The sequence below is a fragment of the Limosilactobacillus reuteri subsp. reuteri genome (genome assembly GCF_000016825.1).
GTDB lineage: Bacteria > Bacillota > Bacilli > Lactobacillales > Lactobacillaceae > Limosilactobacillus > Limosilactobacillus reuteri.
Genome location: NC_009513.1, coordinates 578,871 through 604,111, shown reverse-complemented (window position 1 = coordinate 604,111; position 25,241 = coordinate 578,871). Strand labels below are relative to the sequence as shown.

General features: G+C 39.4%; 20 protein-coding genes. All 20 read right to left on the bottom strand.

Annotated elements, in window-relative coordinates; genetic code table 11:
• Positions 1–75: 75 nt before the first annotated feature.
• Positions 76–2,451, bottom strand: a complete 2,376-nt coding sequence (locus LREU_RS02800; protein ID WP_003667640.1) for an endonuclease MutS2 — start codon at positions 2,449–2,451, stop codon at positions 76–78.
• 1 nt (position 2,452) lies between these two features.
• Entirely contained in the window at positions 2,453–2,989 is a 537-nt protein-coding gene (locus tag LREU_RS02795; RefSeq protein WP_003666690.1) for a CvpA family protein, read from the bottom strand.
• Positions 2,990–3,087: 98 nt separating this feature from the next.
• Entirely contained in the window at positions 3,088–3,384 is a 297-nt protein-coding gene (locus LREU_RS02790; RefSeq protein ID WP_003666689.1) for a DUF1292 domain-containing protein, read from the bottom strand.
• Positions 3,385–3,393: 9 nt separating this feature from the next.
• Positions 3,394–3,837 (bottom strand): Holliday junction resolvase RuvX, encoded by a 444-nt coding sequence (gene ruvX, locus LREU_RS02785; RefSeq protein ID WP_003666687.1) that lies wholly within the window; start codon positions 3,835–3,837, stop codon positions 3,394–3,396.
• Positions 3,834–4,100 carry an IreB family regulatory phosphoprotein gene (locus LREU_RS02780; RefSeq protein ID WP_003666685.1) on the bottom strand — a complete coding sequence of 89 codons (267 nt, stop codon included), beginning with the start codon at positions 4,098–4,100 and terminating at the stop codon, positions 3,834–3,836. Before LREU_RS02780 ends, ruvX begins: the two co-directional genes overlap by 4 nt.
• 269 nt (positions 4,101–4,369) lie before the next feature.
• The gene (alaS, locus tag LREU_RS02775; protein ID WP_003667637.1) at positions 4,370–7,024 is read right to left on the bottom strand and encodes an alanine--tRNA ligase; all 2,655 of its coding nucleotides are present in this window, start codon (positions 7,022–7,024) and stop codon (positions 4,370–4,372) included.
• A gap of 258 nt (positions 7,025–7,282) precedes the next feature.
• Positions 7,283–8,656, bottom strand: a complete 1,374-nt coding sequence (locus LREU_RS02770; RefSeq protein ID WP_011953422.1) for a DEAD/DEAH box helicase — start codon at positions 8,654–8,656, stop codon at positions 7,283–7,285.
• A gap of 13 nt (positions 8,657–8,669) precedes the next feature.
• On the bottom strand, positions 8,670–9,629 hold the full coding sequence (locus LREU_RS02765; RefSeq protein WP_011953421.1) for a DHH family phosphoesterase: 960 nt from the start codon (positions 9,627–9,629) through the stop codon (positions 8,670–8,672).
• A gap of 126 nt (positions 9,630–9,755) precedes the next feature.
• Positions 9,756–10,220, bottom strand: coding sequence for a preprotein translocase subunit YajC (gene yajC / locus LREU_RS02760; RefSeq protein ID WP_003667630.1), 465 nt, complete (start codon positions 10,218–10,220; stop codon positions 9,756–9,758).
• A 71-nt stretch (positions 10,221–10,291) separates the two neighbouring features.
• Entirely contained in the window at positions 10,292–11,380 is a 1,089-nt protein-coding gene (locus LREU_RS02755) for a tRNA guanosine(34) transglycosylase Tgt (RefSeq protein WP_003667629.1), read from the bottom strand.
• 12 nt (positions 11,381–11,392) lie between these two features.
• Positions 11,393–12,409 carry a Holliday junction branch migration DNA helicase RuvB gene (gene ruvB / locus LREU_RS02750; RefSeq protein WP_003667627.1) on the bottom strand — a complete coding sequence of 339 codons (1,017 nt, stop codon included), beginning with the start codon at positions 12,407–12,409 and terminating at the stop codon, positions 11,393–11,395.
• 14 nt (positions 12,410–12,423) lie between these two features.
• Positions 12,424–13,023: a Holliday junction branch migration protein RuvA gene (gene ruvA / locus LREU_RS02745; protein WP_003667626.1), complete on the bottom strand. Its 600-nt coding sequence runs from the start codon at positions 13,021–13,023 to the stop codon at positions 12,424–12,426.
• A gap of 12 nt (positions 13,024–13,035) precedes the next feature.
• Positions 13,036–15,042, bottom strand: a complete 2,007-nt coding sequence (gene mutL / locus LREU_RS02740) for a DNA mismatch repair endonuclease MutL (protein ID WP_003667624.1) — start codon at positions 15,040–15,042, stop codon at positions 13,036–13,038.
• An 11-nt stretch (positions 15,043–15,053) separates the two neighbouring features.
• The gene (gene mutS / locus LREU_RS02735) at positions 15,054–17,699 is read right to left on the bottom strand and encodes a DNA mismatch repair protein MutS (RefSeq protein ID WP_003667622.1); all 2,646 of its coding nucleotides are present in this window, start codon (positions 17,697–17,699) and stop codon (positions 15,054–15,056) included.
• Positions 17,700–17,860: 161 nt separating this feature from the next.
• Positions 17,861–19,402, bottom strand: a complete 1,542-nt coding sequence (rny, locus tag LREU_RS02730; RefSeq protein ID WP_011953420.1) for a ribonuclease Y — start codon at positions 19,400–19,402, stop codon at positions 17,861–17,863.
• A gap of 235 nt (positions 19,403–19,637) precedes the next feature.
• On the bottom strand, positions 19,638–20,726 hold the full coding sequence (recA, locus tag LREU_RS02725; protein WP_003667620.1) for a recombinase RecA: 1,089 nt from the start codon (positions 20,724–20,726) through the stop codon (positions 19,638–19,640).
• 89 nt (positions 20,727–20,815) lie between these two features.
• Positions 20,816–22,063, bottom strand: coding sequence for a competence/damage-inducible protein A (locus tag LREU_RS02720; protein ID WP_003667618.1), 1,248 nt, complete (start codon positions 22,061–22,063; stop codon positions 20,816–20,818).
• A 124-nt stretch (positions 22,064–22,187) separates the two neighbouring features.
• Positions 22,188–22,775 carry a CDP-diacylglycerol--glycerol-3-phosphate 3-phosphatidyltransferase gene (pgsA, locus tag LREU_RS02715; RefSeq protein WP_003666663.1) on the bottom strand — a complete coding sequence of 196 codons (588 nt, stop codon included), beginning with the start codon at positions 22,773–22,775 and terminating at the stop codon, positions 22,188–22,190.
• 27 nt (positions 22,776–22,802) lie between these two features.
• On the bottom strand, positions 22,803–23,840 hold the full coding sequence (locus tag LREU_RS02710; protein WP_003667616.1) for a helix-turn-helix domain-containing protein: 1,038 nt from the start codon (positions 23,838–23,840) through the stop codon (positions 22,803–22,805).
• A 98-nt stretch (positions 23,841–23,938) separates the two neighbouring features.
• Positions 23,939–25,237 (bottom strand): EF-P 5-aminopentanol modification-associated protein YfmH, encoded by a 1,299-nt coding sequence (gene yfmH / locus LREU_RS02705; protein WP_003667614.1) that lies wholly within the window; start codon positions 25,235–25,237, stop codon positions 23,939–23,941.
• Between the last annotated feature and the right edge of the window lie 4 nt (positions 25,238–25,241).

Sequence of the window (25,241 nt, the reverse complement as noted above, 5' to 3'; positions counted from 1 at the left end):
TGTTTTTCTTAACGCTATTCTAACAAATCACTTCTTAAATGTCATTTAATTTGCTTACTTTTTTATAGTAAGTAATTATAAATTAACAATTGTTGCCCCATCCCCACCAGCATTAGGGGAAGCATAGGAGAATGATTTAACTCGTGGATTGCTTTGCAAATATTGTTGTGTTCCCTTACGAAGAGCACCGGTCCCTTTTCCGTGAATAATTGTTACCGTTGAAAGATTATTCAACAATGCATGATCAATAAAGTTACTTAGCTCACTCATTGCTTGTTCATAGCGATGACCGCGCAAATCAAGACGAGCCGAGGTCTTTCGTGTTTGTGTCGTTCTCACAGCAGCTCGTGGTCGCCGCTTTGCATCTTTTTCTCGTGGAAGATCTTTCTTAGCTACTTTTTCAAGATTATTCTCATCAATTTCCATTTTAAGAATTCCAATCTGAACTTCCCACTTGTGGTTCCCTCGCTTAGATAAAAGTTCTCCATATTGACCATAAGATTTCACCAAAACTGCATCACCTTTATGCAAATCATGCTTTTGCTTAGCCCGTTGTAATACAGAGTTGTGTTGCAACCGTGGATTATCATGATGAAGAGCGTTTAATTGCCCTTGCGCATCAATTAATTCATTTTCTTTTACATTTCCGCCCTGCTGAACTTCTAACTGGCGCAAATGATGAATAATTCGGTCAGCCTTTTTCTTAGCCATCGAAACTTGATGGTTGGCCTTTGAACGTGCTTGTTCGTATAGCTTATCGCGCTGCTCATTAAAGCGGGTGAGTTTCTCATCAAGGTCACGCTGAACTTTTTCATTTTTGGCTACTAGTTTTGCTAGCTTTTCACTTTCTTCACGTGCTTTTTTCCGTTGCTCTACTAAATCACCAATCATATTGTTAAGGTCTTGACTATTATCACTAACAAATGTCCGTGCTTCATCAATAACCTGGAGACTAATTCCTAATCGCTGAGCAATCTCTAATCCATTTGACCGCCCAGGAATCCCTAGTAGTAATTTATACGTCGGCTTAAGAGTTTCTTGGTCAAATTCCATACTAGCATTAATCGTCTTAGCACGATCATAACCATAAACTTTAAGTTCAGGATAGTGGGTAGTAATTACAACCATGGTTCCTTTACTGCCAATATTATCAAGAATTGCCATTGCTAAAGCAGCCCCTTCTTTGGGATCAGTCCCAGCACCAAGCTCATCTAGAAGGACTAAGCTACGACTTGTAATTTGTTCAAGAATGGCTTTTACTCCATCCATATGACCAGAGAAAGTACTCAGATTTTGTTCCAATGATTGTTCATCACCGATATCCGCAAATACATTATCAAAGATCCCAATTGTACTGCCTTCTTCTGCGGGAATAAATAGGCCAGATTGTCCCATCAATTGAATAATTCCTAAAGTTTTAAGCGTAATGGTTTTACCACCAGTGTTGGGTCCAGTAATAATAATCGCTTGGTAATCTTCCCCAATCTTAATGTCATTTGTCACTACTCGTTGGGGATCGATCAGGGGATGACGCGCTTTCCGTAATGAAACATGATTTTCTTTGCTTAAGAGCGGTAGCGTTGCCTTAGTATCATGTGCCCAGCGTGCCTTTGCATTAATAAAGTCAAGGTGTCCAAGAATTGCTTCATTCTGACCAATATCATGTCGATAAGGAGCAATCATTTGTGATAACTCAATTAATACGCGTTGCATTTCTTGCCGTTCTTCTATTTGCGCTTGTCGTAACCGATTATTGGTCTCCACAACGGCTGCAGGTTCAATATATAATGTTTGTCCACTAGCACTTTGGTCATGAACAACCCCACCAAATTTATTTCGATAGCGGGCGATTACTGGAATTACATAGCGGTCATTCCGCATTGTGACAATAGGGTCACTTAAGTATTTCGCATTTTTCCCACGAGTATACCTTTCCATTTGTTGGTGAATCTCTGTTTCCGTTTGGGTAATTAATTGCCGGATACCATGGAGTTTAGCTGATGCCTCATCATTTATCCGTCCATCAGAATCAATCGAACGAACTAGCCGCTGGGTAATTGAAGGAATTGTAACTAGGCGGTCAACTTGGGTAGTTAAAACCCGTAGTTTAATTTTTTTCTCCCGCATCTGATCAAAAAAGTTTTTTACACTCATACTAGTTTGCAGCACTTTAGTAATTTGAGCTAATTCCGTGCCGTTCAGATTTGCCTTAATTTTCAAACGTTTCAATTGCGGTTTGATATCAGCTAATTGCGGAATAGGAATCCCATCTTCTAACCTTAAAATATCGGCCCCATCAGTAGTTTCTGTCAAAAGTTCTTTGACTGCCTCATAATCAGTCTGTGGAACAAGCTGCGTCAATTCGCGATGACCAGCGGCAGAAACAAGGTATTGTGCCAGTTGTCCTTTTATTCGATCAAATTCTAATGTTTCTAAAATTTTGCTATTCATTTTATCCTCCCTGTACTAGCGTATCAATTACTAAATGCGCTATTCCTGGTGTTTGATTAATCATAAAACGCGCTAGTTCCGAGTTTGCTATTTGCATTTGCCACCAACCTGCTGGAAATAATTGCATAATTAGTAAAACAACGTAAATAATCAAATAGCCAATTAAAAATGAGATTAACCCACCTGCGATCTTATCAACTGTTCCCACCACTGGAATCCTCTTTATCCAGTTTAACTGACGAATTCCCCAGTGACAAAGAATTGAAACAATTGTAAAAATTATCATAAATGCAATCCCATTATAAAAGAAAAGATTACTATTTACATTTGCAAGCAAGCTCTCGGAAAAAGTTGCCGGGGTTCCAATACTTGGTAATAACGATTTTAACCAGCCACCAATCAATTGGGCTCCCTGGCGAGCAACAATCCAAGCTACTATATATGTCCCCAGCATTAACGTCATTGTCAATAATCCGCGGCGATGACCATTAATAAAGCACCCCATTAAAATCAAAATAATAAAGGTTGTTAAAATCATCCTAATGATCCTTTCATTCTGCTTGTAAAGAAAAAGGACTGTGACAAATGTGTCTACAGCTCCCTTTTGTTAATATTTTATTTATCCAGTAATTTTAATTAGGCCTTGAAGTTGCCATCATTATCAAGGAAAGTATTTAATACTTCTTCAACCATGTCCCATTCCTTATCATCTTCAATTGGGACAAGGTCCTGTCCATCGTTATCTTCATTATCAGCTATAATGTAAGCTTGAATGTCAACGGAATCGTCATTTTCTTGTTCCGCTGGATAGATAAAGATATAGGATTTGCCATAATCATCAGAATCAAACGTAAACAATTCCTTAAATAATTGTTCATTACCATTTTCATCAATTAACGTAATCATGTCTTCGTTATTTTCTTGTTTACTCATTTTAATACCTCATTTTAGCTTATTCACAAGGCGGCCATGGCGATCCAAATAGCTTTGTAAAATGAATGTTGCTGCAACTTCATCGATAACTTTTTTCTGCTTAGCACGTGAAATGTCCGCTTCTTCAACTAGCATTCGGTGTGCCTCAACCGTCGTTAAACGTTCATCTTGAAAGTCAATAGGAATATCTGGAAAACGTTGTTGTAATAGCTTGCCATAGTGCTGAGATGCTTCAACACGAGGGCCTTCTGTATTATTCATATTTTTAGGAAGGCCAATTACAAACCCAGCTACCTGTTCTTTTTTCACTAGCTCGGCAACACGATCAATCCCAAAAATTTCGTTTTCTTCATCAATTGGAATAATCTCAACTGCTTGGGCCGTCCAACCGAGAGGATCGCTTACAGAAATGCCAACCGTTTTAGAGCCAACGTCTAATCCCATTAATCTCATTTAGTTTCACCGTTATTCTTTAGGTATGACCGAACAAGCTCTTCAATAATTTCGTCACGTTCATGTTGACGAATCAAGTTACGTGCATCATTCAAACGCGGAATATAAGCAGGATCACCAGATAAAAGATAACCAACAATTTGGTTAATCGGGTTATATCCCTTTTCTTCTAATGATTCATAAACCGTCTTTAATGTTTGCTTAATATCTTCTTGACGTTCTTGACCAAAATCAAAGAACATCGTTTTATCATTTGTAGCCATCAATCGTCACCTCCAGATATTCCTTTCAACCATCAATTTTACTATATTCTTATTAAAATCACAATTTACATTTGTCAATTGTAAGTAAACAGTAATATTAGTTTTATCTCAAACTACAAGTTTTATAATTATAGCTGATAATAGGATTTCTTGATAGTATTTTTTTATTACTTTAAGAAGTTCTTACAAAAAGAGATTGAAAGAACTCAAAAATTGGTTTCTTTCAATCTCTTAGACTATGAGATGGTTATTTCCTTCTCATTTTTGATTTACTTATCGAGGTAACCTTTAGCTTGACTTAAGGCTTCCTTAATTCCAGCTGGATTCTTTCCACCAGCTTGGGCGAGGTTTGGCCGACCTCCACCGCCACCATTAATGGCTGGTGCAATCGCCTTAATAAGGTCACCGGCTTTTAAGCCTTCCTTAGTTTTATCATCACTAACAGCCACTAATAAGTTTGCTTTACCATCACTGGCTGTAGCAAGAACTAGAACATCAGAAAGAGCCTTTGAGCGCCAAGCATCAGCAAGTTGCCGTAATTGACCCATTCCAGCAACTTGAACTTCGGCAGCAATTAAACTTCCATTCTTAGTTGCTTGAACGTTTTCAAAAACATTATTAGCTTGTTGAGCAGCAATCTTAGCTTGAAGAGACTCATTTTGCTTTTGAGCTTCTTTAAGTTCATTTTGTAATGTTTCTACTTGGTGAGGAACTTCCTTAATCTGAGCAACCTTCAAACTAGCAGCGCTCTTTGTTAAGAGGTCATCACGATCTTGGAGGAACTTAAAGGCATCACTAGAAGTTACTGCTTCGATCCGCCGTACTCCAGCACCAACTCCTCCTTCAGAAACAATTTTGAAGAGACCAAGCTCATTAGTATTTTTAACGTGATCACCACCACAGAACTCAGTGTTAAAGTCACCAATCTTAACAACCCGAACCTTATCACCATACTTATCTGAGAATAAGGCGATAGCACCCATTTCCTTAGCAGAATCAATATCAGTTTCAACTGTCTTGACTGGGATTTCCTTCCAGATTTGCTCATTAACCATGTTCTCAACCTTCTTGAGGTCCTCAGCAGTTACTTGACCAAAGTGGTTAAAGTCAAAACGTAGGTAATGTTCTTCAACTAATGATCCGGCTTGTTGAGTATGACCACCAAGAACGTTCCGTAATGCTTGGTCTAACAAGTGCGTTGCTGTATGGTTCTTTTCAATCTTAAGGTGACGAATACGGTCAACAACTAGTTTGTAACGGGCACCCTTTTTAATAGGGGCAGTTAATTCTACTCGATGAAGATTTTGCTGGTTTGGTGCGTGTTGGACATCAACCACACGGCCAACTTTTTTACCATAGTTATCAATAATGTCACCAGTATCAGCGACTTGACCTCCCATTTCTGCATAGAATGGCGTTACATCAAAAATTAGTTCAATGTTCTTATCACCTGGTTGTGCTTCATCCGCTTGTTGACCATCATGTGCTAAGCCGATAACTTTTGCATTATCAACGGTCAAATCAGTGTAGCCAACATATTTGCTATCTTCTTTGAATGAAGTCCATAAATCAGTTTGAACACCCATCCCGTTATCCATATCACGGGCATTACGAGCACGATTTTGCTGCTCCGTCATTGCTGCTTGGAAGCCCTTTTCATCAACTGTTAGTCCTTCATCTTCAGCATATTCCTTGGTTAATTCAATTGGGAAGCCATAAGTGTCATAAAGCTTAAAGGCTGTTCGTCCATCAATTTCGTTGGTCTTACTTTCCTTAGCTTCAGCAATCACGTTATTCAACAAGTTTAATCCGCCATTTAAGGTTGCACTAAAGCGGTCTTCTTCTGATTCAATAACTGAAGCAATATAGTCAGCATTTTTAAGAACATCAGGATAGTAATCTTCCATGATTTTGCCGACTGTTGGAACCATCTTTGCTAAAAATGGTTCATCGATTCCCAACTTCTTTCCAGCAACAACTGCTCGCCGAAGCAACCGCCGAATAACGTATCCGCGACCAACATTTGAAGGCAAGGCGCCATCCCCGATCGCAAAGGTAATTGTCCGAATATGATCAGCGATAATCTTAAATTGAATATCGTCTTCTTTATTTTGACCATACTTCTTAGTACCACTAAACTCTTCAGCTTGCTTGATTAATGGCATAAATAAGTCGGTTTCAAAGTTAGTAGGGGCATTTTCAAAGATCGAAACAACCCGTTCAAGCCCCATCCCCGTATCAATGTTTTTATGAGGAAGTGGTTCATAAGTATCTTCAGGCGTATGGTTAAATTGACTAAAGACAATGTTCCAAATTTCAAGGTAGCGTTCATTTTCACCGCCAGGATAGTTTTCTGGATCATCATCGGCTAAATTATTAAATTCTTGACCACGATCATAAAAAATTTCCGTATCTGGACCAGATGGACCTTGACCAATATCCCAGAAGTTATCCTCATCAGCAATTAAGTGATCTTCAGCAACGCCTACTTCACGCCAGCGATTGTAAGCGTCATGGTCTTTAGGATAATAAGTAATGTATAGCCGTTCGGGATCAAAACCAAACCATTCATCACTTGTTAGTAATTCCCAAGCCCATGGAATTACTTCATTTTTAAAGTAATCACCAACAGAGAAGTTACCTAACATTTCAAACATAGTATGGTGCCGGGCAGTCTTACCAACGTTTTCAATATCATTCGTTCGAATACTCTTTTGTGAGCTTGTCATCCGTGGATTATCAGGAACAACTTTCCCATCAAAGTATTTCTTCATTGTGGCAACTCCAGAGTTAATCCATAGTAATGTTGGATCATTTACTGGAACTAATGATGCACTCGGCATAACTTGGTGGCCATGCTCTTCAAAAAACTTCAAGTACATCCGCCGTACTTGAGCACTATTTAGCTTCTTTAACTCTTTCATCAAATCGCCCTTTCTAAAACAAAAACCACCATTGCGAATCAGAGACGCCGGATTGACGCGGTACCACTCTGCTTGCAACGATGGAATTCGTTTACCTCTTTACTTCTTGGTTACCCAAGGTTAAATATCAAATTATCCGAATGGGGAGCACTAAAGCTAGGAAATCAGTTGTCACACCTCACCAACTGTCTCTGGAATTTTCCGTTAGCTATAGCATGTCCCAGACGTGTCATATTATAGCGAACAATTACTTTAAAATCAACGGGCATTTCGTTCACGGCGATGTTGCTTTTGGCGAGCACGCTTAGCTTTCCGAATTTTATGCCGTAATTCTAGCTTTCGTTTTTGCTGTTCGTCTTCTTTAATCGCCTTTTTAATCCGTTTCTTATAACCAGGTTTAACCTTCTTCTTAGTCTTTTTTACGTAACCCTTCATTGACGGATCAAGTTCATTTTGCCGCCGCTTATAATGCTTCCGACGATTACGGTCATGGGTAGTTACTAGTTGACCATTCTTTAATTCTTTTGGTACAAATTTAACTCCCCGTTCCTCAAGCTTAGCAATCAAATCGTCTTCTGCTGGCTCATATAGGGTAATGGCTGTTCCCTTCATCCCATTTCGCCCGGTACGACCAACTCGATGAACAAAATATTCAAGATCAGTTGGCAAGTCGTCATTGATTACTAGTGATACTCCATCAATATCAATTCCACGAGCTGCTAGATCAGTTGCTACAACATATTGATATTCAAGATCACGGATTTGCCGCATTGTCCGTTTACGACGGCGAGCTTCTAGTCCCCCATGAATCATTGCTACTTTGAGCCCTTGATTTTCTAAGTACTGGGTTAATTTAACTGCTCGCTCTTTTGTATTAGCAAATACCAACGCAAGATATGGTTCACCAAGAGTCAGCAAACGATAAATTAGCTGGTTACGATCTTGCCCCTTAGTTGACATTAACCAATTATCAACATCTGGATTAATTACTGCTTCAGTAGGAATCTCTTCAACGACTGGATTTTCCATATACTTTTTTAAGAATGGGCGCAGTTTCTGCGGAATCGTTGCTGAGAAAACCATCATTTGAAGGTCATTAGGAAAATGACTGGCAATTTGGTCAACTTCATGTAAGAATCCCATATCTAGGGTCATGTCCGCTTCATCCACCACAAACATTTTCGCTGTGTGAATATCCAATGCCTGACTCTTGATTAAGTCTAATACTCTTCCTGGAGTTCCAATGACCAATTGAGGTTGTTTTCGGCTTAATTGGTCAACTTGATGCTGCTTGTCTGTACCACCGACATAATTGTGAATGGTAAGAGGATGAGGAGCATACTTATTAAGTTGCTTGGCCGCATTATAAATTTGGTATGCTAATTCCCGACTAGGAGTTGTGATTACTGCTTGAACGGTTTGATCTTCTGGCTTGATCTTTGAAAAAATCGGTAAGAGAAAGGCATGTGTTTTCCCACTACCGGTCGCTGATTGCCCTACAACACTTCGTCCAGCCATAATCACTGGTATTACTCGTTGTTGGACCGGTGTCGGTTGACGAAAATTAATTTTTTGAATCGCTGTTAACAGATAAGGTTGTAACTGAAAATCAGCAAATTTTTTATCACTCATAGCTATTTCCCTTTCATTTTTGGTTTGCATAACTTTGTGTTAATTGGTCCAATTCATCAATCACTTGTTTGATTTCTGCTTCATCTTTAGCCTTGGCGCCACTAGCAAGGGGATGTCCACCGCCGTCGTGCTGCTTAGCTAATTCATTAATTGTTGGCCCCTTTGAACGGAGACGAATGCGATAATGGCCATCTTCTTGTTCTACAAAGATCGCCCAGGCAATAACATCATGAATTCGACCTGGTAAAGAAACAATTGCGGATGTCCCGGCTTCAGTTAATCCAAATTGCTCTAAAATTTCATTGGTTAAGATAACATATGCGGCTCCATTATCTAATATCTGCAAATTCTCATAAACATATGCTGATAGACGGGCCACTGGTAAGGTAATTTCATTTTCGTGCTGACTAATTTCCGCTGCATTTGCGCCGGCCGCCATTAACGAACCTGCAACTAGCATAGTTCGAGGAGTTGTTGCTGGATAAAGGAAACGACCTGTATCGCCAATAATTCCTGCGTATAAGGCATGGGCAGCCTTCTGGGGAAGCGTTAATTCTTTTGCAAATCGTTGATAAAAACTATAAATCATTTCAGAACAGCTAGAAGCATCTGGTTCAACCCACATAATATCGCCAAAGGGTTCATCGTTAGGGTGGTGATCAATCTTAATAAGCTCGTCCCCATTATCAAAGCGCCGATCATCAATTCGTGGCGCATTTGCTGTATCCGTAACAATTACTAATGCATCATCAAACGTCTGATTGTCAATCGTATCCATCTCACCGATCCAATCAAACCCTGGAATATGCTTCCCTACAACATAAATTTGCTTGTATGGAAATGAAGCCCGTAAAATTTCCGCAAGGCCAACTTGGGAGCCAATTGCATCTGGATCAGGGCGTTGATGCCGATGAATAATTATTTTATTGTATTTTTTGATTTGTTCAAAAATTGCTGTTAATGGATCTGCCATTATGCTATTCTCCTTACCCGAATAAAATTTAACACTATCTTTTAGTATAGCAATAAACGCGATTAACAACCAAATAAAAAAGATGAAAATATTCGCCTGTTTACGACTATTTTCATCTAAATTAAATTACTTTTCTTCGCTGTCTTTTTGTTCATCGCTAGCACTCGCTGCAGATGCAGGCTCACTAGCAGCGCTATCTGCTGAAGCAGCTGCAGAACTGTCAGCTGCAGAACTAGCAACAGCTTTATTATCTTGGGGAGCTTCACTAGCTGGTGCATCTGCTCGTTTGATAACACGGGCAATTGCCACCATATCAAAAGTAAGGTAGATCCCTTCACAATCTAAAGTAACTGTCCGATCAGCCTTATTGATTGAATCAATCTTACCATGCATCCGACCAATCGTAACAACTTCATCACCTGGGTGTAATTCATTCATCATCTCTTGGTGTTCTTTACGTTGCTTTTGTTGTGGGCGAATCATAAAGAAGTACATTAATGCTACCATTAAGATGATTAAAATAATTCCTGAGTAACCACTTGCATTATTAGATGAAGCAGCACCAAGAACAAAACTACTCAAACTATTCACGGTTTATCCATCCCTTCAAAAAGTTAACTAATATTAACTTTAACAAACTTTACTGCAAAAAGCTATATGCTCTATTGATTCTGCAATAATTCTTGAACAAATTTTTTTGTTTGATGATATTTAATTGCTTGTCGTAGACTACTCATTAATTTATTGAGGGTAAACAGATTATGCTGCAGCAAAAGTTGTTCACCGTAAAAGCTATGGTTGGTAATTAAGCTATGGAGCAATGCCCTTGAATAGCCCGCGCGACAAGTTGCACACGCACATTGACGATCAAGTACTTCTGAATCGAAGCTAAAATGTTGACGATCAAGATGAAGAACTGTCGCTCCTTGATTAACTAGTGCAATCCCATTTGCCGCTTTTTTAGCTGCTAGATTGCTATCAATTAAATCTACTCCTGCTAAAATTGCCTCTATCATTTGGTCAAAAGAAAGTGCAGCAGGGAGGTAGCGCAGTTTCTCCTCTTCTAGTTTAGGCGTAATTTCATTAATGATTCGGCTAAACTCTTGATCATCTAAGTTGTTAGGGATCCCACTCAAACGATAGCCGCTTAACTCAGCCTCATCGACCGCCTTAATACTGGCTGTCCGCAAATCTTTTAAGCCGCCCCCACCAATCGAACCAAGGGATTGTCCTTTTTGGGGCTTAACAACAGATAACCAGTCACTAGTTTGTTTTACCCCTGCTTTCAGATCATCAACTGGCGCATAATAATCTGTTGCCTGGTCAAAACTTTGAAAAATATCAGCCCCAAGTGCTTCTTGAACTTGAAGGGCAGTTTCTGGTTGCCAGAATTTTAGTTGTCTAGTTGCCGGATCATGAAACCGAACGCCATCGTGTTTTTTTCCACGCGGTTTTGCTAAGTGATAGGCCTCCTCAGTTTCCAAGTCCACAAGTAAAAGACCATCCCACTGGAAAAAACGATGGAGGTCTCCTAATTTTTCAGTCATCGAATCATATTTTAGCCATCGCTTTAACCCACTTGTCTTAACTACGCTTACACCAGCCTGATTAAGCTGGATAGGTGATAACTTTGCTAATTCATCTCCACTTGCAGCCAAAGCCGGTGTTTCAATTTGTCGTCCATTAACCTGCAAAAGCCCAGTTCGTGCTTGGTGATCACTTTGATTAATTGTAAATTCTAACTTACACATAATTTCCCTCAATCAATTTTTATCAGTAGGATATTCAATCCCTAAATGTTCATACGCTGTCGGTGTCACTAACCGGCCGCGAGGGGTGCGACTAATAAAGCCAATCTGTAATAGATATGGTTCATACATTTCTTCAATCGTATTAGTTTCTTCACCAATATTTGCCGCAATTGTTTTTAATCCCACTGGACCTCCATGGTAGAAATTGATCATCGTTAATAGCATTTTCCGATCAATCTCATCTAAGCCCCGATCATCAACTTGGAGAAGGGATAATGCTTGCTTAACAATTGCTGAATCAATGCTTTGTTTCCCTGCTACCTGAGCAAAATCACGTACCCGTTTTAAAAGGCGGTTTGCGATTCGCGGCGTACCACGTGAACGAAGAGATAGTTCATGGGCCCCTTCATCTTGAATGCTAGTATGGAAAATCTTGGCAGAACGAAAAATAATTTTTGTCAGTTCATCTTGAGTATAGTAGTTCATGTGTTCAACGATCCCGAAACGATCACGTAATGGTGCCGATAACATTCCGGCCCGTGTCGTTGCCCCAATTAATGTAAATGGCGGAAGGGGAAAATGAACGGGGTGCGCAGTTGGTCCCTCACCAATAACAATATCAATATAGTAATCTTCCATCGCTGAATAAAGCATTTCTTCCACAACTTTGGGTAACCGGTGGATTTCATCAACAAAAAGGACATCCCCTGGTTTCAACTCATTCAATAAAGCAACCAAATCTCCTGGCTTTTCGATCGCTGGTCCACTAGTCGTTCTGATATTAACGCCCATCTCATTAGCTATTACCATCGCTAAAGTTGTCTTTCCTAATCCTGGAGGACCATATAACAATACATGGTCAAGGGCTTCTTCCCGGGATTGGGCCGCCTTAATATATACTTCTAGTTCGTGCTTGATTTTAGGTTGACCAATATATTCCCTTAGTTTCTGTGGTCGAAGAGTTATCTCAACTTGGCTTTCTTCTTCTCCTGATGGGTGATCTGATAAAATACCATGATCATTTTCCACAAGTCTTGCACCTCCTAGTTAAGCAACCTTAATGCTTGTCTTAAGTATTCATCGGTTGCCATTTGTTCTTCTTTCATTAATGCCTTTTGAACCTTTTTAATGTCCCGTTCCTTGTATCCTAATGCGGCCAATGCTTCCAAAGCATCTTTCAACTCACGATTTACTGTTGCATCAACGGTAAGCTGAGTTGTTGCAAATAGTGAGCTGCTGCTTTCATTAGTGAGCTTATCACGTAAGTCTAACACAATTTGCGAAGCTGTCTTTTTCCCGATTCCTGGGAACTTAGTTAAATAGCTAACATTATTATTAGTAATTGCATCAACAAGCCCTTGATGATCAGGGTTAGCTAAAATTGCTAAAGCACTCTTTGGCCCAATTCCGGAAACATTGATTAATTGCATAAATAGATTTTTTTCATTTTGATCTGTGAAACCAAACAAGGAAATATTATCTTCACGAACTGCTTGGTAAACATATACTTGGACCTTCTTAGTCCGATCCTCTTGATAACGATAGGGATTAGCAACTAATAATTTATAGCCAACCCCATTAACATCAACAACGATATATTGTGGTGCAACAACGGTTACAAGGCCTGTTAAGTATTCGTACAAGGTAATTCCTCCTTAAAATTCATGGTCATCAAAATCATCCGCATACGGGGTGTGTGAATCCTGAATTCGTTTAAACATTTTTTCTAAATCCTGATCATTAAAATGAACAGTTACCGGACGCCCATGTGGACAATTAAAAGGATTCTCACATTGTGGCAACCGTTTCAGCAAGGCTTTAGCTTCCCGTTCGTCAAGGTGGTGGTTAGCCTTGATGGCCCGCTTGCAGCTCATCATAATCGCTGTCTTCATTCGAAATTCTTTAACGGTTAGTTTTCCATTCTTAATTAACCAATCAATCATTTCTTCGGCCGTGTCTTCTTCTTGCCCCTCTTTAAACCAGGTTGGATGGGAACGCAAAATAAAACTATTCTGACCAAATGACTCTAATTCTAATCCAACCGCTGCCAGCGTATCGAGATGCTGATTAATTGTCATTGCATCGACAGTCGAATAATTAAGAACAAGCGGAACCAAGAAATTTTGCTGATCGGCGCTCACTTCCCCAATTTTTTGGCGGTAATACTCATAATTGATTCGCTCCTGAGCAGCATGTTGGTCAACAATGTAAAGACCATCTCCTGCTTGTGCTAATAAAAAGGTTCCCTGAAGCTGACCAATATATTGAAGATCAGGAAACCGATTTTGCTGCTGATCTTGTTTATCATGGACATCTAATTCAATATTTGCAGGTTTTACTGGCTTCTTAGTCATAGTGGGAACTGGAGCAGAAAATGGCGTAACTTCACCTTCATTTTGATAACGCTCATCAAATTTTTGCATTGCGGGCGTATTTAAATCTTCAAGATGGTGGATAACGATCGGTGCTGGAATCTCACTATCAAGCGCGTCAGCATGTGCTGGATTATCAGCTTCGGGAGTTGGAATCTCAGTTGCCGCCTTCTCTGTTGCTGGCACTGCTGAAATCGGGGCGGCATGATAAACAGGTGATGCTTCCTTTAACCGGCGATCAAGGTCCGCTACCTCATCATCATTAGGAATGAATTGGTCAGCATCGACATCCGGAATCAAGTTCTCAACCGCTATCCGCTGCCGAATCGTTTCAGCAATCAATTTTATTAGTTGCTGTTCTTTGCTCAAACGGACCTCACGTTTAGCCGGATGGACATTCACATCAACTAAAACTGGATCTAGATCAATGTTAATTACCGCGATCGGATAACGGCCAACCATTAGTTTTGATTCATATCCCTGAATAATGGCCTTTGTTAATTCAAAATTACGAATATACCGATGGTTGATTGTGATTGTTATATATTGACGTGATGCACGTGTTAATTCTGGCAAGGAAACAAAACCACTAACCTTAAAATCATCATCTGCACCACTTATCTCAAGCATCTTACGTCCTGCTTGAACGCCATAAATTGCGGCAACTACTTGCTGTAAGTTATTATTACCTGCCGAACGAAATAATTCCCGCCCATTATGGGTAAAGCTAAAAGCAACCGCTGGATTTGCAAGGGCAAGTCGGTTAATGATGTCCGTAATTCTGGTTAGCTCCGTTTGAGGTGATTTTAAGTACTTTAATCGCGCAGGAGTGTTAAAGAATAAGTCGGTTACCTTAATATCGGTTCCTTGACGCGCACCAGCCGGCTTCACTACTAATTCTTTTCCGCCCCGCAAATGAATCATTGTTCCTTCTTCTTGACCAGCTTGAGCAGTCGTAAGAGTTACATCAGCGACTGAAGCAATACTAGGTAACGCTTCCCCACGAAAGCCCATCGTCTGCACCTTAAAGAGGTCATGGCGAGAATTAATCTTACTAGTTGCATGACGGTGAAATGCTAGACTAATATCTTCAGCAGCGATTCCGTCACCATCATCAATCACGCGCACGCTGTCTAAACCTGAATTTTCAACAATAATATCTACACGGTGACTATGGGCATCCAATGAATTTTCAACTAATTCTTTTACAATTGATGCTGGACGTTCAATCACTTCACCGGCAGCAATTTGATTGGCTAAAATATTATCTAATTCATGAATCTTTCCCATTAAATATCACCTTATTTCAATTTCTGCTGCCACTTATAAATTTGATTCATTACATCCATGGGTGTCATCCCCATTAAATTAAGTTCTTTTAATTGGTGCAAAATCCGCCGATCAACACTCGATTCTTTTTTCTCAGGCTGAGTGGCAAATAATTCAAGTTGACCATTATCTTCAACGACTGGTGCAGCCTCTTTCTTTACCGGTGCCGCTTCATTTATCTTCGCTGATATTGGTTCTGTATGGTAATTATCTGTTGCCGGTTTAGGCGTATTCGGTAGTTTTACATCCTTTTGCTCTAATTTTTGCAAAATAGTATCTGCACGTTTTAACAATGAGGATGGCATTCCTGCTAGTTTAGCCACGTGGATTCCATACGACTTATCTGCAGGACCTGCACTTACCTTATGCAAGAATACTAACTCCCCATCTTTTTCCGTTGCCCCTACATGAACATTTTTAAGCCGCGCCAAGCTATTCTCAAGAGCTGTCAGTTCATGATAGTGAGTTGAAAATAGCGTCTTGGCACGAACATGCTGATGAACGTACTCAATAATCGCTTGAGCTAATGCCATCCCATCATAAGTTGCGGTTCCTCGGCCAATTTCATCAAAGAGAATCAAACTACGATCTGTGGCATGGGTCAAAGCATTATTTGCTTCCATCATTTCAACCATAAAAGTACTTTCCCCAGAGATTAAGTCGTCAGCTGCCCCAATTCGGGTAAAGACTTGATCAAAAATTGGCAATTCAGCAGATTTGGCAGGAACAAAACAGCCAATTTGTGCCATTACCGCAATCAATGCTAGCTGACGCATATAAGTACTCTTCCCTGACATGTTTGGCCCAGTAATCAGGAGAATATCAGTATCTTCTCCCATCAAAACATCATTAGGCACATATTCTTGGTGTCCCATAAACTTTTCCACAACTGGGTGACGACCATCTTTAATCTTTAATACGTGACCAGTATTCATTTCAGGACGGACAAAGTGGTAGTCTTCACTAACAACCGCAAAGCTTTGAAGTACATCTAATTCTGCAAGTTGTTGTGCTAATTTTTGCAGGCGTGTAATTTGTCCCTTGACTTGTTCACGGATTTTAACAAAAATATCATATTCCAAGGCTGTTGACTTTTCTTGCGCCCCCATTATCAATGCCTCTTTTTCTTTTAATTCTGGAGTAGAAAAACGTTCAGCATTAACTAATGTTTGTTTACGCTCATAGCGATCTTTAGGAAGCTTATCAAGATTAACTTTTGTAACCTCAATATAATAGCCAAATACATGATTATAACCAATTTTGAGGTTATTTATGCCCGTTAATTTCCGTTCATGTTCTTGCAGGTCCACAATCCACTGTTTTCCATTATTCATCGCATCACGGTATTGGTCTAATTGGTCATTATAGCCATCCTTAATTACGCCACCTTCAGTAACAGCAATTGGCGGTTCTTCAATAATTGATTGATCAATTAAATCTGCCACATCGTCCAAGGGATCCAATTGTTTTTGTAATTCTTCAAAGACAGGTGAATCAAGGGTTTCTAAAACGTATTTTATTTTAGGAACTTGCTTTAAAGAAGTCTTAAGTTGAATAAGATCACGCCCATTAACACTTCCATAGGCAACCCGCCCTGCTAAGCGTTCAAGGTCGTATACTTTAATTAACTCTTGCTGCAAATTACTTCGCTCAAAATAGTGGTCTAATAACTCTTGGACTTTATCTTGTCGTTCACTGATTGCATTTTGATTAATCAGCGGCCGGTCAATCCACCGTTTAAGGAGACGACTGCCCATCGCTGTTTTTGTCTCATCCAAAAGCCATGCCAAGGTCCCTTGACGCTTCCCACTTCGCATATTGCGCATTAATTCAAGATTTGTTTTTGAATAGTGGTCGATCTTCATAAAAGAACTTGGTTGATATGCAATTGCTTTTTGCATATGGGCCAAAGAGCGCTTTTGGGTCGTTAATAAGTATGACACAAGTAACGCAACAACGTGCTGTTGGGCTTGATCATCAAGGTCTTGAGTAAGATAGCTAATCTCAGCATTTTTAAGGACCGTTGGCTGATGTGATTGAAGGATATTTCGTTGCTTAAACTGAGTTGTTATTTCAACTGGCAACTCACCATCCACAACTACTTCCTTGCTTTGGAGATTAACCAATTCATTGACCGCATCATTTGCATTATTTAAGCTTGTCGTTTTAAGCTCCCCAGTCGATAAGTCGGTGTAGGCAATACTAAATACCCCATTTTGTCCACTAATCGCTGCAAGATAATTGTTATCACGTGCCTGTTCACCATTTAAATCCATTTGCGTTCCAGGTGTAATTAAGCGGGTAACGGCTCGTTTAACCATTCCCTTCGCCTTTTTAGGGTCTTCCATCTGTTCGCAGATTGCTACTTTATAACCCTTATCAATTAAAATATCAATATAGTTGTTAACCGCGCGATGGGGCACTCCACACATTGGAATCGGATTTTTCGCACTATGGTTTCTCGTGGTTAATGTTAGCTCAAGAAGTTGCGCTCCTTTAACTGCATCGTCATTAAATAGCTCATAAAAATCACCAAGTCGGTAAAATAAAAAGGCATCTGGATATTGATCTTTTACCTTTTGATATTGTTCCATCATCGGTGTTGTTTTTTTTGCCACTAAGTTTCACCCCGTTAATATATTTTTTAATGTTAATAATAAACTAATTATATTTTTTGTCTAAATTTACTGCAAGATCTCTGTTAATGATGGATGTTATTTAAAATAATAAAGAGACTGAAGGTTATACCCAGCCTCTTTATAGGAACTGAAAAATCAGTTTATTTAGCATAATCAACTGCTCGAACTTCCCGAATAACGGTTACTTTAATATGTCCTGGATATTCTAATTGCTTTTCAATTTTGTTCTTAATATCATGTGACAAAGTTGTTGCCTGCAAATCAGAAATCTTCTTCGGTTTGACAATCACGCGAAGTTCTCGACCAGCTTGAATTGCATAACTATGGTCGACACCATCATAACTGTTTGCTATGCTTTCTAGTTTCTTTAAACGTTGAATGTATTGTTCTAATGACTCGCTTCGTGCACCAGGACGGGCCCCTGAAATTGCATCTGCTGCTTGTACAAGAACAGCAATTACAGAATTAGCAGGGACATCTCCATGGTGAGAGGCAATCGTATTGATAACCACTTTATTTTCTTTATACTTGCGGGTTAGTTCTACACCTAACTCAACATGTGAACCATCAACTTCATGATCAATTGCCTTCCCAATATCATGGAGGAGTCCAGCACGTTTTGCTAATGTAACATCTTCCCCAAGTTCAGCAGCCATAATTCCGGCTAACTTAGCAACTTCGATTGAGTGGTCTAAGACATTTTGACCGTAACTAGTCCGGTACTTCATTCTTCCGACCGTCTTAATTAGGTCTGGATGCATTGAATGAATTCCTAGATCAAACAATGCTTGCTCACCAGTCTCCCGTAGTTGAGTATCCATCTGCTTACGAGCCTTATCAACTGCTTCTTCAATTCGTGCAGGATGAATACGACCATCTTGAATTAATTTTTCAAGCGCGATCTTAGCAATCTCACGTCGTACAGGATCAAAGCCGCTCAATACGACAGCTTCTGGCGTATCATCAATAATCAAATCAATACCTGTTAACGTCTCTAAAGTTCTAATATTTCGACCTTCACGACCAATTATTCTTCCCTTCATATCATCATTAGGAAGATTAACAACCGAAACAGTCGTCTCTGAGACAACATCCGCAGCACTACGTTGAATTGCTTCAACAATTAATTTCTTTGCATTACGTTCTGCAGAAAGTTCCGCTTCTTGTTCACTGTCACGAATCATTACTGCTCGTTCAGTTTTTAACTGTTCTTTTACTTCAGATAATAATAACTGCTTAGCATCTTCTTGTGACATTTGAGCGACTTTTTCAACTTCTTGTTTGCGTTGTTCAATTAAGGCTTCTGCTTGTTCCTTTGATTGATGAAGCTGCTCTTTTTCTTGATCTAATTTACGTTCACGAACGCCAACTGCATTCTCTCTTTTTTCTAGAGCGCTATCCTTATGATCTAAAGAAGCCTCTCGTTGGAGTAATCGGTCTTCCTGTCGTTGGACCTCACTCCGCCGCTGTTTTAACTCATCTTCCACTCTCTCGCGGTATTGATGACTCTCTTCTTTCGCTTCTAAAATAGCTTCTTTTTTCGCCGTTACTGCTTCTTGTTTTGCTTTAGAAATAATACCTTTAGCATCATTATGTGCTTCTGCAACTTGTTTTTCATATGAAACCTTGCGAATTACATAGCCGACAATAATTCCGACAACCATAGCAAGCGCGGCGAACATTAAAATTTTCACTATTTCACCTCCGCTTCAACTATTATGTTGTTGGTATGAATAAATTAATTTCACCGTGTAACGTCAAAAAAACATCACACAAGTTAAATTTTAATCTTGCCACACTAAGGTGTCAACTATTGAATTTATCAATTGCTTAAACAGCCAGCATAAAAAGGGAAATCCCTAATATTCAGCTATTAATGCTAAAAAATTAGGGAATTTCAACTTCAAATATTATTATTTATTCTTTACTTGCTTCTTCAATTGTTTCTTGTTTATTTTCACCGGTCTTACCACTGGCTTTATCATCAGCAGTTTCTTTCGTTGACTTTTCATTTAACGGTTCCATTCCATTTGCAACACGAACTTTATCCATTAATTCATTCATGCTGTCTGGATGTTCCTTAAGCCACTTTTTAGCATTTTCACGACCTTGCCCAATACGTTCGCTACCATATGAGTACCAGGCACCGCTCTTATCAACAAGATCGTTTTCAACTGCCATATCTAGCAATTCACCAGTCTTAGAAATCCCCTCACCATACATAATGTCAACTTCACAACGTTTGAATGGCGGAGCAACCTTATTTTTAACAATCTTTACTTTAGCTTTATTTCCAATAACATCCGTACCATTCTTAATTTGTTCCGCACGACGAATTTCCATCCGGATAGTTGAGTAAAATTTAAGTGCCCGTCCACCAGTTGTTGTTTCAGGGTTACCAAACATCACTCCCACTTTTTCACGGATTTGGTTAATAAAGATAGCAATTGTCTTTGTCTTATTAATTTCACCGGAAAGCTTCCGAAGAGCCTGAGACATCAAACGAGCTTGTAATCCAACATGGGTATCACCCATATCACCATCAATTTCAGCACGAGGAACTAATGCTGCAACCGAATCAACAATTACTAAGTCAACTGCTCCACTTGAAATCAATGCATCAGCAATTTCTAATCCTTCTTCACCACTATCAGGCTGCGAAAGCAATAGGTCATCAATATTAACACCTAAGGCTTCTGCATATTGAGGATCAAGAGCATTTTCGGCATCAATATAGGCTGCTGTCCCGCCTTGCCGTTGTACTTCTGCAACTGCATGCAATGCTACAGTAGTCTTACCAGAACTTTCAGGACCATAAATTTCAACTATCCGACCACGAGGATATCCACCAATTCCAAGTGCCTTGTCAATAGCAAGGGAACCACTAGAAACTGAAGCAACCTTCATATCAGTGGCATCACCCATTCGCATAATAGAACCCTTACCGAAGTTCTTTTCGATCTTTCTGATAGCAACATCTAATGCTGCTTTTCGTTGGTCAGCCAAATCAAATTCCTCCTTTTTTACGGTTTATCCGATAACTAATAATAACAGTTTTAGCCAAAAAAACAAGAAAAAAGTGAACAAAAGTTCGTTTATTTTTTTAGTTCATGGTAAATTAATTGAAGTCCATACTGAACACTTAATGTACGAATCGCCTGTCTTCCAACATAGGATGCAAGATGTAATTGAACGGTTTTAGTTGAGCGCCCCTTCATTGCTAGTCCAATCCAGACTGTCCCTGCCGGTTGTCCTTCTAGCATATCTGGACCTGCCACACCAGTAAAGCCAATTCCAACTTCAACATTTAATTTTCGTTGACACCCTTCAGCCATTGTCGCAGCAGTTTCAGAGCTTACTACCCCATACCGGTCAATCGTGGCGTGGGGAATTCCTAATAACTTTTCCTTTGCACTAGCAGCATAGGTAACAAAACCACCATTAAAAACAGTCGAGGCTCCTGGTACGGAACAAATAGCACTTTGGAACATCCCCCCTGTTAAGCTTTCTGCTGCTGTCAATTTCCACCCGCGCTTTTTTAATTGTTCAACGACGACTTTGGCAAGTGTAAGGTCATCCCCCACTCCAAAGAAAAACGGTTCTTCAACTGCAAGAATTGCTTTTTGTGCCTGATCAATTTTTTCTTCAGCTTCAATCACTGGTAAGTCACGTACGGTGAGCCGAACCTGGATTGCCGTTGGTTGAACATAAGAAGTAATGCTTATCCCTGGGATATCGTTAGTAGCACCTTCAATTTCATCCATTAATTGTGACTCCGGCCGCCCTAAAAAGTTTAATGTCCGACTAGTAATTTGTTTTCTTGTTTGAAAATATTGCTGGAGTTTAGGAACCAGGCTCTTTTCAACCATTGCCTTAAATTCGGCGGGTGGTCCTGGTAAGACAACCACAACTTTACCCTTAGTTTCATACCAACATCCTAGAGCAAGCCCCACAGGATTAGCAAGCGGCTCTCCTCCTCGTGGATACTGGGCTTGACGAATATTCTCTGGTTCCATTTTTATTTGTCGTTGTTCAAATGTTTTTTGAATCCATTTCCAGTGTTCTTCGTCAGTCTGCAACTCTTTCCCTAGGGTTTTAGCAACTGTAGGCATCGTAATATCATCTGCAGTTGGTCCAAGACCCCCGCAAACAAAAACTAATTGAGCACGAGTCAAAGCGTGATTAATAACACGCTCTAACCTCTGTGATTGATCGTCAACAGTTGTTTGATAGGTAGCCGGTAAGTCAAGTTGGGTTAGTCTGTTAGCTAAGTACGCGGCATTGGTATTAATTATTTGTCCAAGGACTATTTCAGTTCCTACTGAGATAATTTCTGCATCCATAAAACTCCATCCCCTATTAATATATATACGTAAAGTATAGTCATTTTCACTAAAATCTTAAAACTATGAATATAAAAAACATGAGGGTGAGAAAAAACAAAAGTTTTTTCTCACCCTCCATATCCTATTTAAATCCATCCGAAAAGACATCGCGTCCCTGAATGAAGTAATCCACTCCAGAATAAATAGTAAAGAACAAGCAAATATATAACATAATTTGACCAAATGGAATATTCCAAATAGCAAAAATAACATTATTTAAGAGTAAGAAGATAATTGCAATAAACTGAGTAGTTGTCTTAATCTTCCCCGGCATTTTAGCAGCTAATACTACCCCGTCTTGTTCCACTAACAATAAGCGTAAGCCCGTAACAGATAATTCTCGCCAAATAATGATTGAAGTTACCCATGATGGAACAACACCATTTCCAGTTAAAACGATAAATGCAGTCATAACAAGCAACTTATCAGCAAGTGGATCCGTAAATTTCCCAAAATTAGTTACAAGATGGTGCCGTCGCGCAATTTGTCCATCAAGATTATCAGTAATTGTTGCTGCAATAAATAAAATAGCAGCAATAAGCTGAGCCATCGGGATAGTTGCTCCCCAAAAACTTACAGCTCCCCAGCTTTGTAATGGCAGAACCATTAATAATAAGAAAAAGGGAATAATAATTAAACGTATAACAGTTAGTTTATTTGGTAAATTCAATGTTCTAACTCCTTTAGTCCTCTTATATTAACGAGTTGGTTGATTATTTTGCTGACTAGCACTTGTCTGAGGACGACTGTTATTATTAGCAGCAGATGGTTGCGTAGCATTATTAGGACGAGCCGAGGATGAAGAAGCTTGACTTGAACTATTTGCTGACTGACTTGCTGAACTGCTGCTTGTTTGGGCATTACCAAAGTTAATCGTTACATTCCGCGTGTTTTGGTAACGGCCATTATTAGTAAAGTAGATTTCTTGATTACCGAGCTTTAACTTTGTTGCTCGAGCATTGCCGACCGTAATTACTAATGAAGTTGTATCACGACTTATTTTTACACTAGTTTTTTCATTGTTATTCAAAGTTTTGTTTAATAAGTCATTATTATTTGCCCTTACCTGCATCCATGAACGATCACTTGGTTCAATTTGTAGCGTTGTGTCTTTAGTAAGTTGACTTGCTGTATAAGTAACGCTTGTGTCATTCCGATTAGGTGCTTCTTGGAGCTTGATTGCTGTCGATTTGCTCTGCTTTGTACTTGCTTTTTTAGCAGAGGTAGCGGCTTTCTTACGACTCTCTCCAGAAACAGATACCGAACTATTATCAATCCGTGTAGAGGAATCGCGATGGTTGCGAGCAATGGCCGTAATCCAAATCGCTGCCAACACTAAAACAATCACACAAGCAATAATAATCGTTGGCATGTAGTTACGAACCTTGTCTACGCTCCCGCTAACCGTCTTCCGTTGGTTCGCACGAGTTTCAACCGCTTGAGCTAAATGATCGGAATACTCTTCCGTTTTAGTCTGTGGTAATTGATCATCATATTTTTGCAATAATTCATTACCATCTAAGCCTACCGTATTGGCATATTGCTTAATGAACGCACGAACATAAAAGTCACCAGGAAGTTCATCAAAATTTTCATCTTCAATCGCGATTAAATACCGCTTTTGAATCTTAGTCATTTGTTGAAGGTCATCAAGGGTATAGCCCTTTTCTTCCCGTGCTTTTCGTAAAATTTTACCGATTTCAAGTCGTTTTTGATCGTTCTCGTTCTCACTCATTATTCTATCTCCATTTTCATTTATCTTTACTCTTGGATATTATATCATGCTCAATTATATATTAGCTTATCGGAATAAATCTATAGGAAAAGTTTAGTTTATTGATGTTGCGGAACAACTTGGTATACCGAAATACCTTGCGGAGTAATAAACTCTTTTGCAACTTGATAAAGATCATCAATCGTAATAGTTTCCAAGGTCGCTATCTCATCCATCAAGCTAGCGCCAGCAAAGAGGTCTCCAGCATAACGATTAGCAATTGCTTCTGGCGAATCTAATAAGCCAATTAACCGCCCTAGTTCTGCCTTTTTAATTCCCTCAAACCTTGTCCGCGCCGCTTCAATTTGCTGATCAGCACTTTCAAGAATATCAATAACCTCATCTGCAAAGCGTTCCATCTGATCAGTATCAGAGCTAAAGTACGCAAAATGAAAGCCCCGTTGCATTTCAAAGTTGTAGCTAAACGTGTCATCCAATGTTTCATTGTTGTACAAACGCAAATAGTTATCTGAAGTATCGTCAAACAAAACATCTAACAAAAGATCAATTGCTAATTTGTAGTGGAGCCGTTCTTTACCATCATCAAATTGCTTGGTCCCTCGTAAGCCTACCATCACTTTAGGACGAACAATATCCATCGTTAATGAACGGAATGGAATTACATCATGCGCAGTTGGATCGTTCAGGCTAAATAACCGTTGGGGTGTCTCTGCGGGAGCGAAAATCTTTTGTTCTTGATTTTGCTTGATCCATGCCATTGTTTCTTCTGGATCTAAGCGTCCTACAAGGAAAAGGTTCATATTGGTTGGTTGATAGAAAGTCCGATAACTATCCATCAGAATTTCTGGTGTAATATGACTGATTGATTCAACCGTTCCCGCAATATCAATCCGCATTGGATCTTTGGGGTACAAATTACCTAAAATACCTAAGTAAAGCCGCCAACTCGGGTCATCCTCATACATTTGAATTTCTTGGCCAATAATTCCCTGCTCTTTCTTCACCGTTTCTGCAGTAAAGTATGGATCTTGAACAAAATCCAATAGAACATCTAAATTCTCATGGAGATTACTGGTCGTCGAAAAAAGATAACTTGTTTGGGTAAAACTAGTAAAGGCATTTGAATCAGCTCCTAGTTTACCGAACAAGTCAAAGGCATCATGATCTTTTTTCTCAAACATTTTATGTTCAAGGAAGTGGGCAACCCCGTCTGGAACAGTAATCGCCTTCTTTTGATGGTACGGTATAAAATGATTATCAATGGAACCAAAATCTGCTGTTAAAATAGCATATGTCTTATGGTAGCCTTCCATTGGTAAGAGCTGGACTTTCAAACCATTTGATAATTGTTCACGGTAAATGGACTGGTTAAAATTTTGATAAACTTCTCTATCCATATAA

Excerpts from the sequence above, each read along its gene's own strand:
- ruvX (WP_003666687.1), bottom strand. The coding sequence starts at position 3,837 with ATGAGATTAATGGGATTAGACGTTGGCTCTAAAACGGTTGGCATTTCT.
- mutL (WP_003667624.1), bottom strand. The coding sequence starts at position 15,042 with ATGGGAAAGATTCATGAATTAGATAATATTTTAGCCAATCAAATTGCT.
- rny (WP_011953420.1), bottom strand. The coding sequence starts at position 19,402 with ATGTTCGCCGCGCTTGCTATGGTTGTCGGAATTATTGTCGGCTATGTA.
- yfmH (WP_003667614.1), bottom strand. The coding sequence starts at position 25,237 with ATGGATAGAGAAGTTTATCAAAATTTTAACCAGTCCATTTACCGTGAA.
- LREU_RS02790 (WP_003666689.1), bottom strand. The coding sequence starts at position 3,384 with ATGAGTAAACAAGAAAATAACGAAGACATGATTACGTTAATTGATGAA.
- LREU_RS02780 (WP_003666685.1), bottom strand. The coding sequence starts at position 4,100 with ATGGCTACAAATGATAAAACGATGTTCTTTGATTTTGGTCAAGAACGT.
- LREU_RS02795 (WP_003666690.1), bottom strand. The coding sequence starts at position 2,989 with ATGATTTTAACAACCTTTATTATTTTGATTTTAATGGGGTGCTTTATT.
- LREU_RS02710 (WP_003667616.1), bottom strand. The coding sequence starts at position 23,840 with ATGAGTGAGAACGAGAACGATCAAAAACGACTTGAAATCGGTAAAATT.
- alaS (WP_003667637.1), bottom strand. The coding sequence starts at position 7,024 with ATGAAAGAGTTAAAGAAGCTAAATAGTGCTCAAGTACGGCGGATGTAC.
- LREU_RS02765 (WP_011953421.1), bottom strand. The coding sequence starts at position 9,629 with ATGGCAGATCCATTAACAGCAATTTTTGAACAAATCAAAAAATACAAT.
- LREU_RS02770 (WP_011953422.1), bottom strand. The coding sequence starts at position 8,656 with ATGAGTGATAAAAAATTTGCTGATTTTCAGTTACAACCTTATCTGTTA.
- LREU_RS02720 (WP_003667618.1), bottom strand. The coding sequence starts at position 22,063 with ATGGATGCAGAAATTATCTCAGTAGGAACTGAAATAGTCCTTGGACAA.
- LREU_RS02800 (WP_003667640.1), bottom strand. The coding sequence starts at position 2,451 with ATGAATAGCAAAATTTTAGAAACATTAGAATTTGATCGAATAAAAGGA.
- LREU_RS02755 (WP_003667629.1), bottom strand. The coding sequence starts at position 11,380 with ATGTGTAAGTTAGAATTTACAATTAATCAAAGTGATCACCAAGCACGA.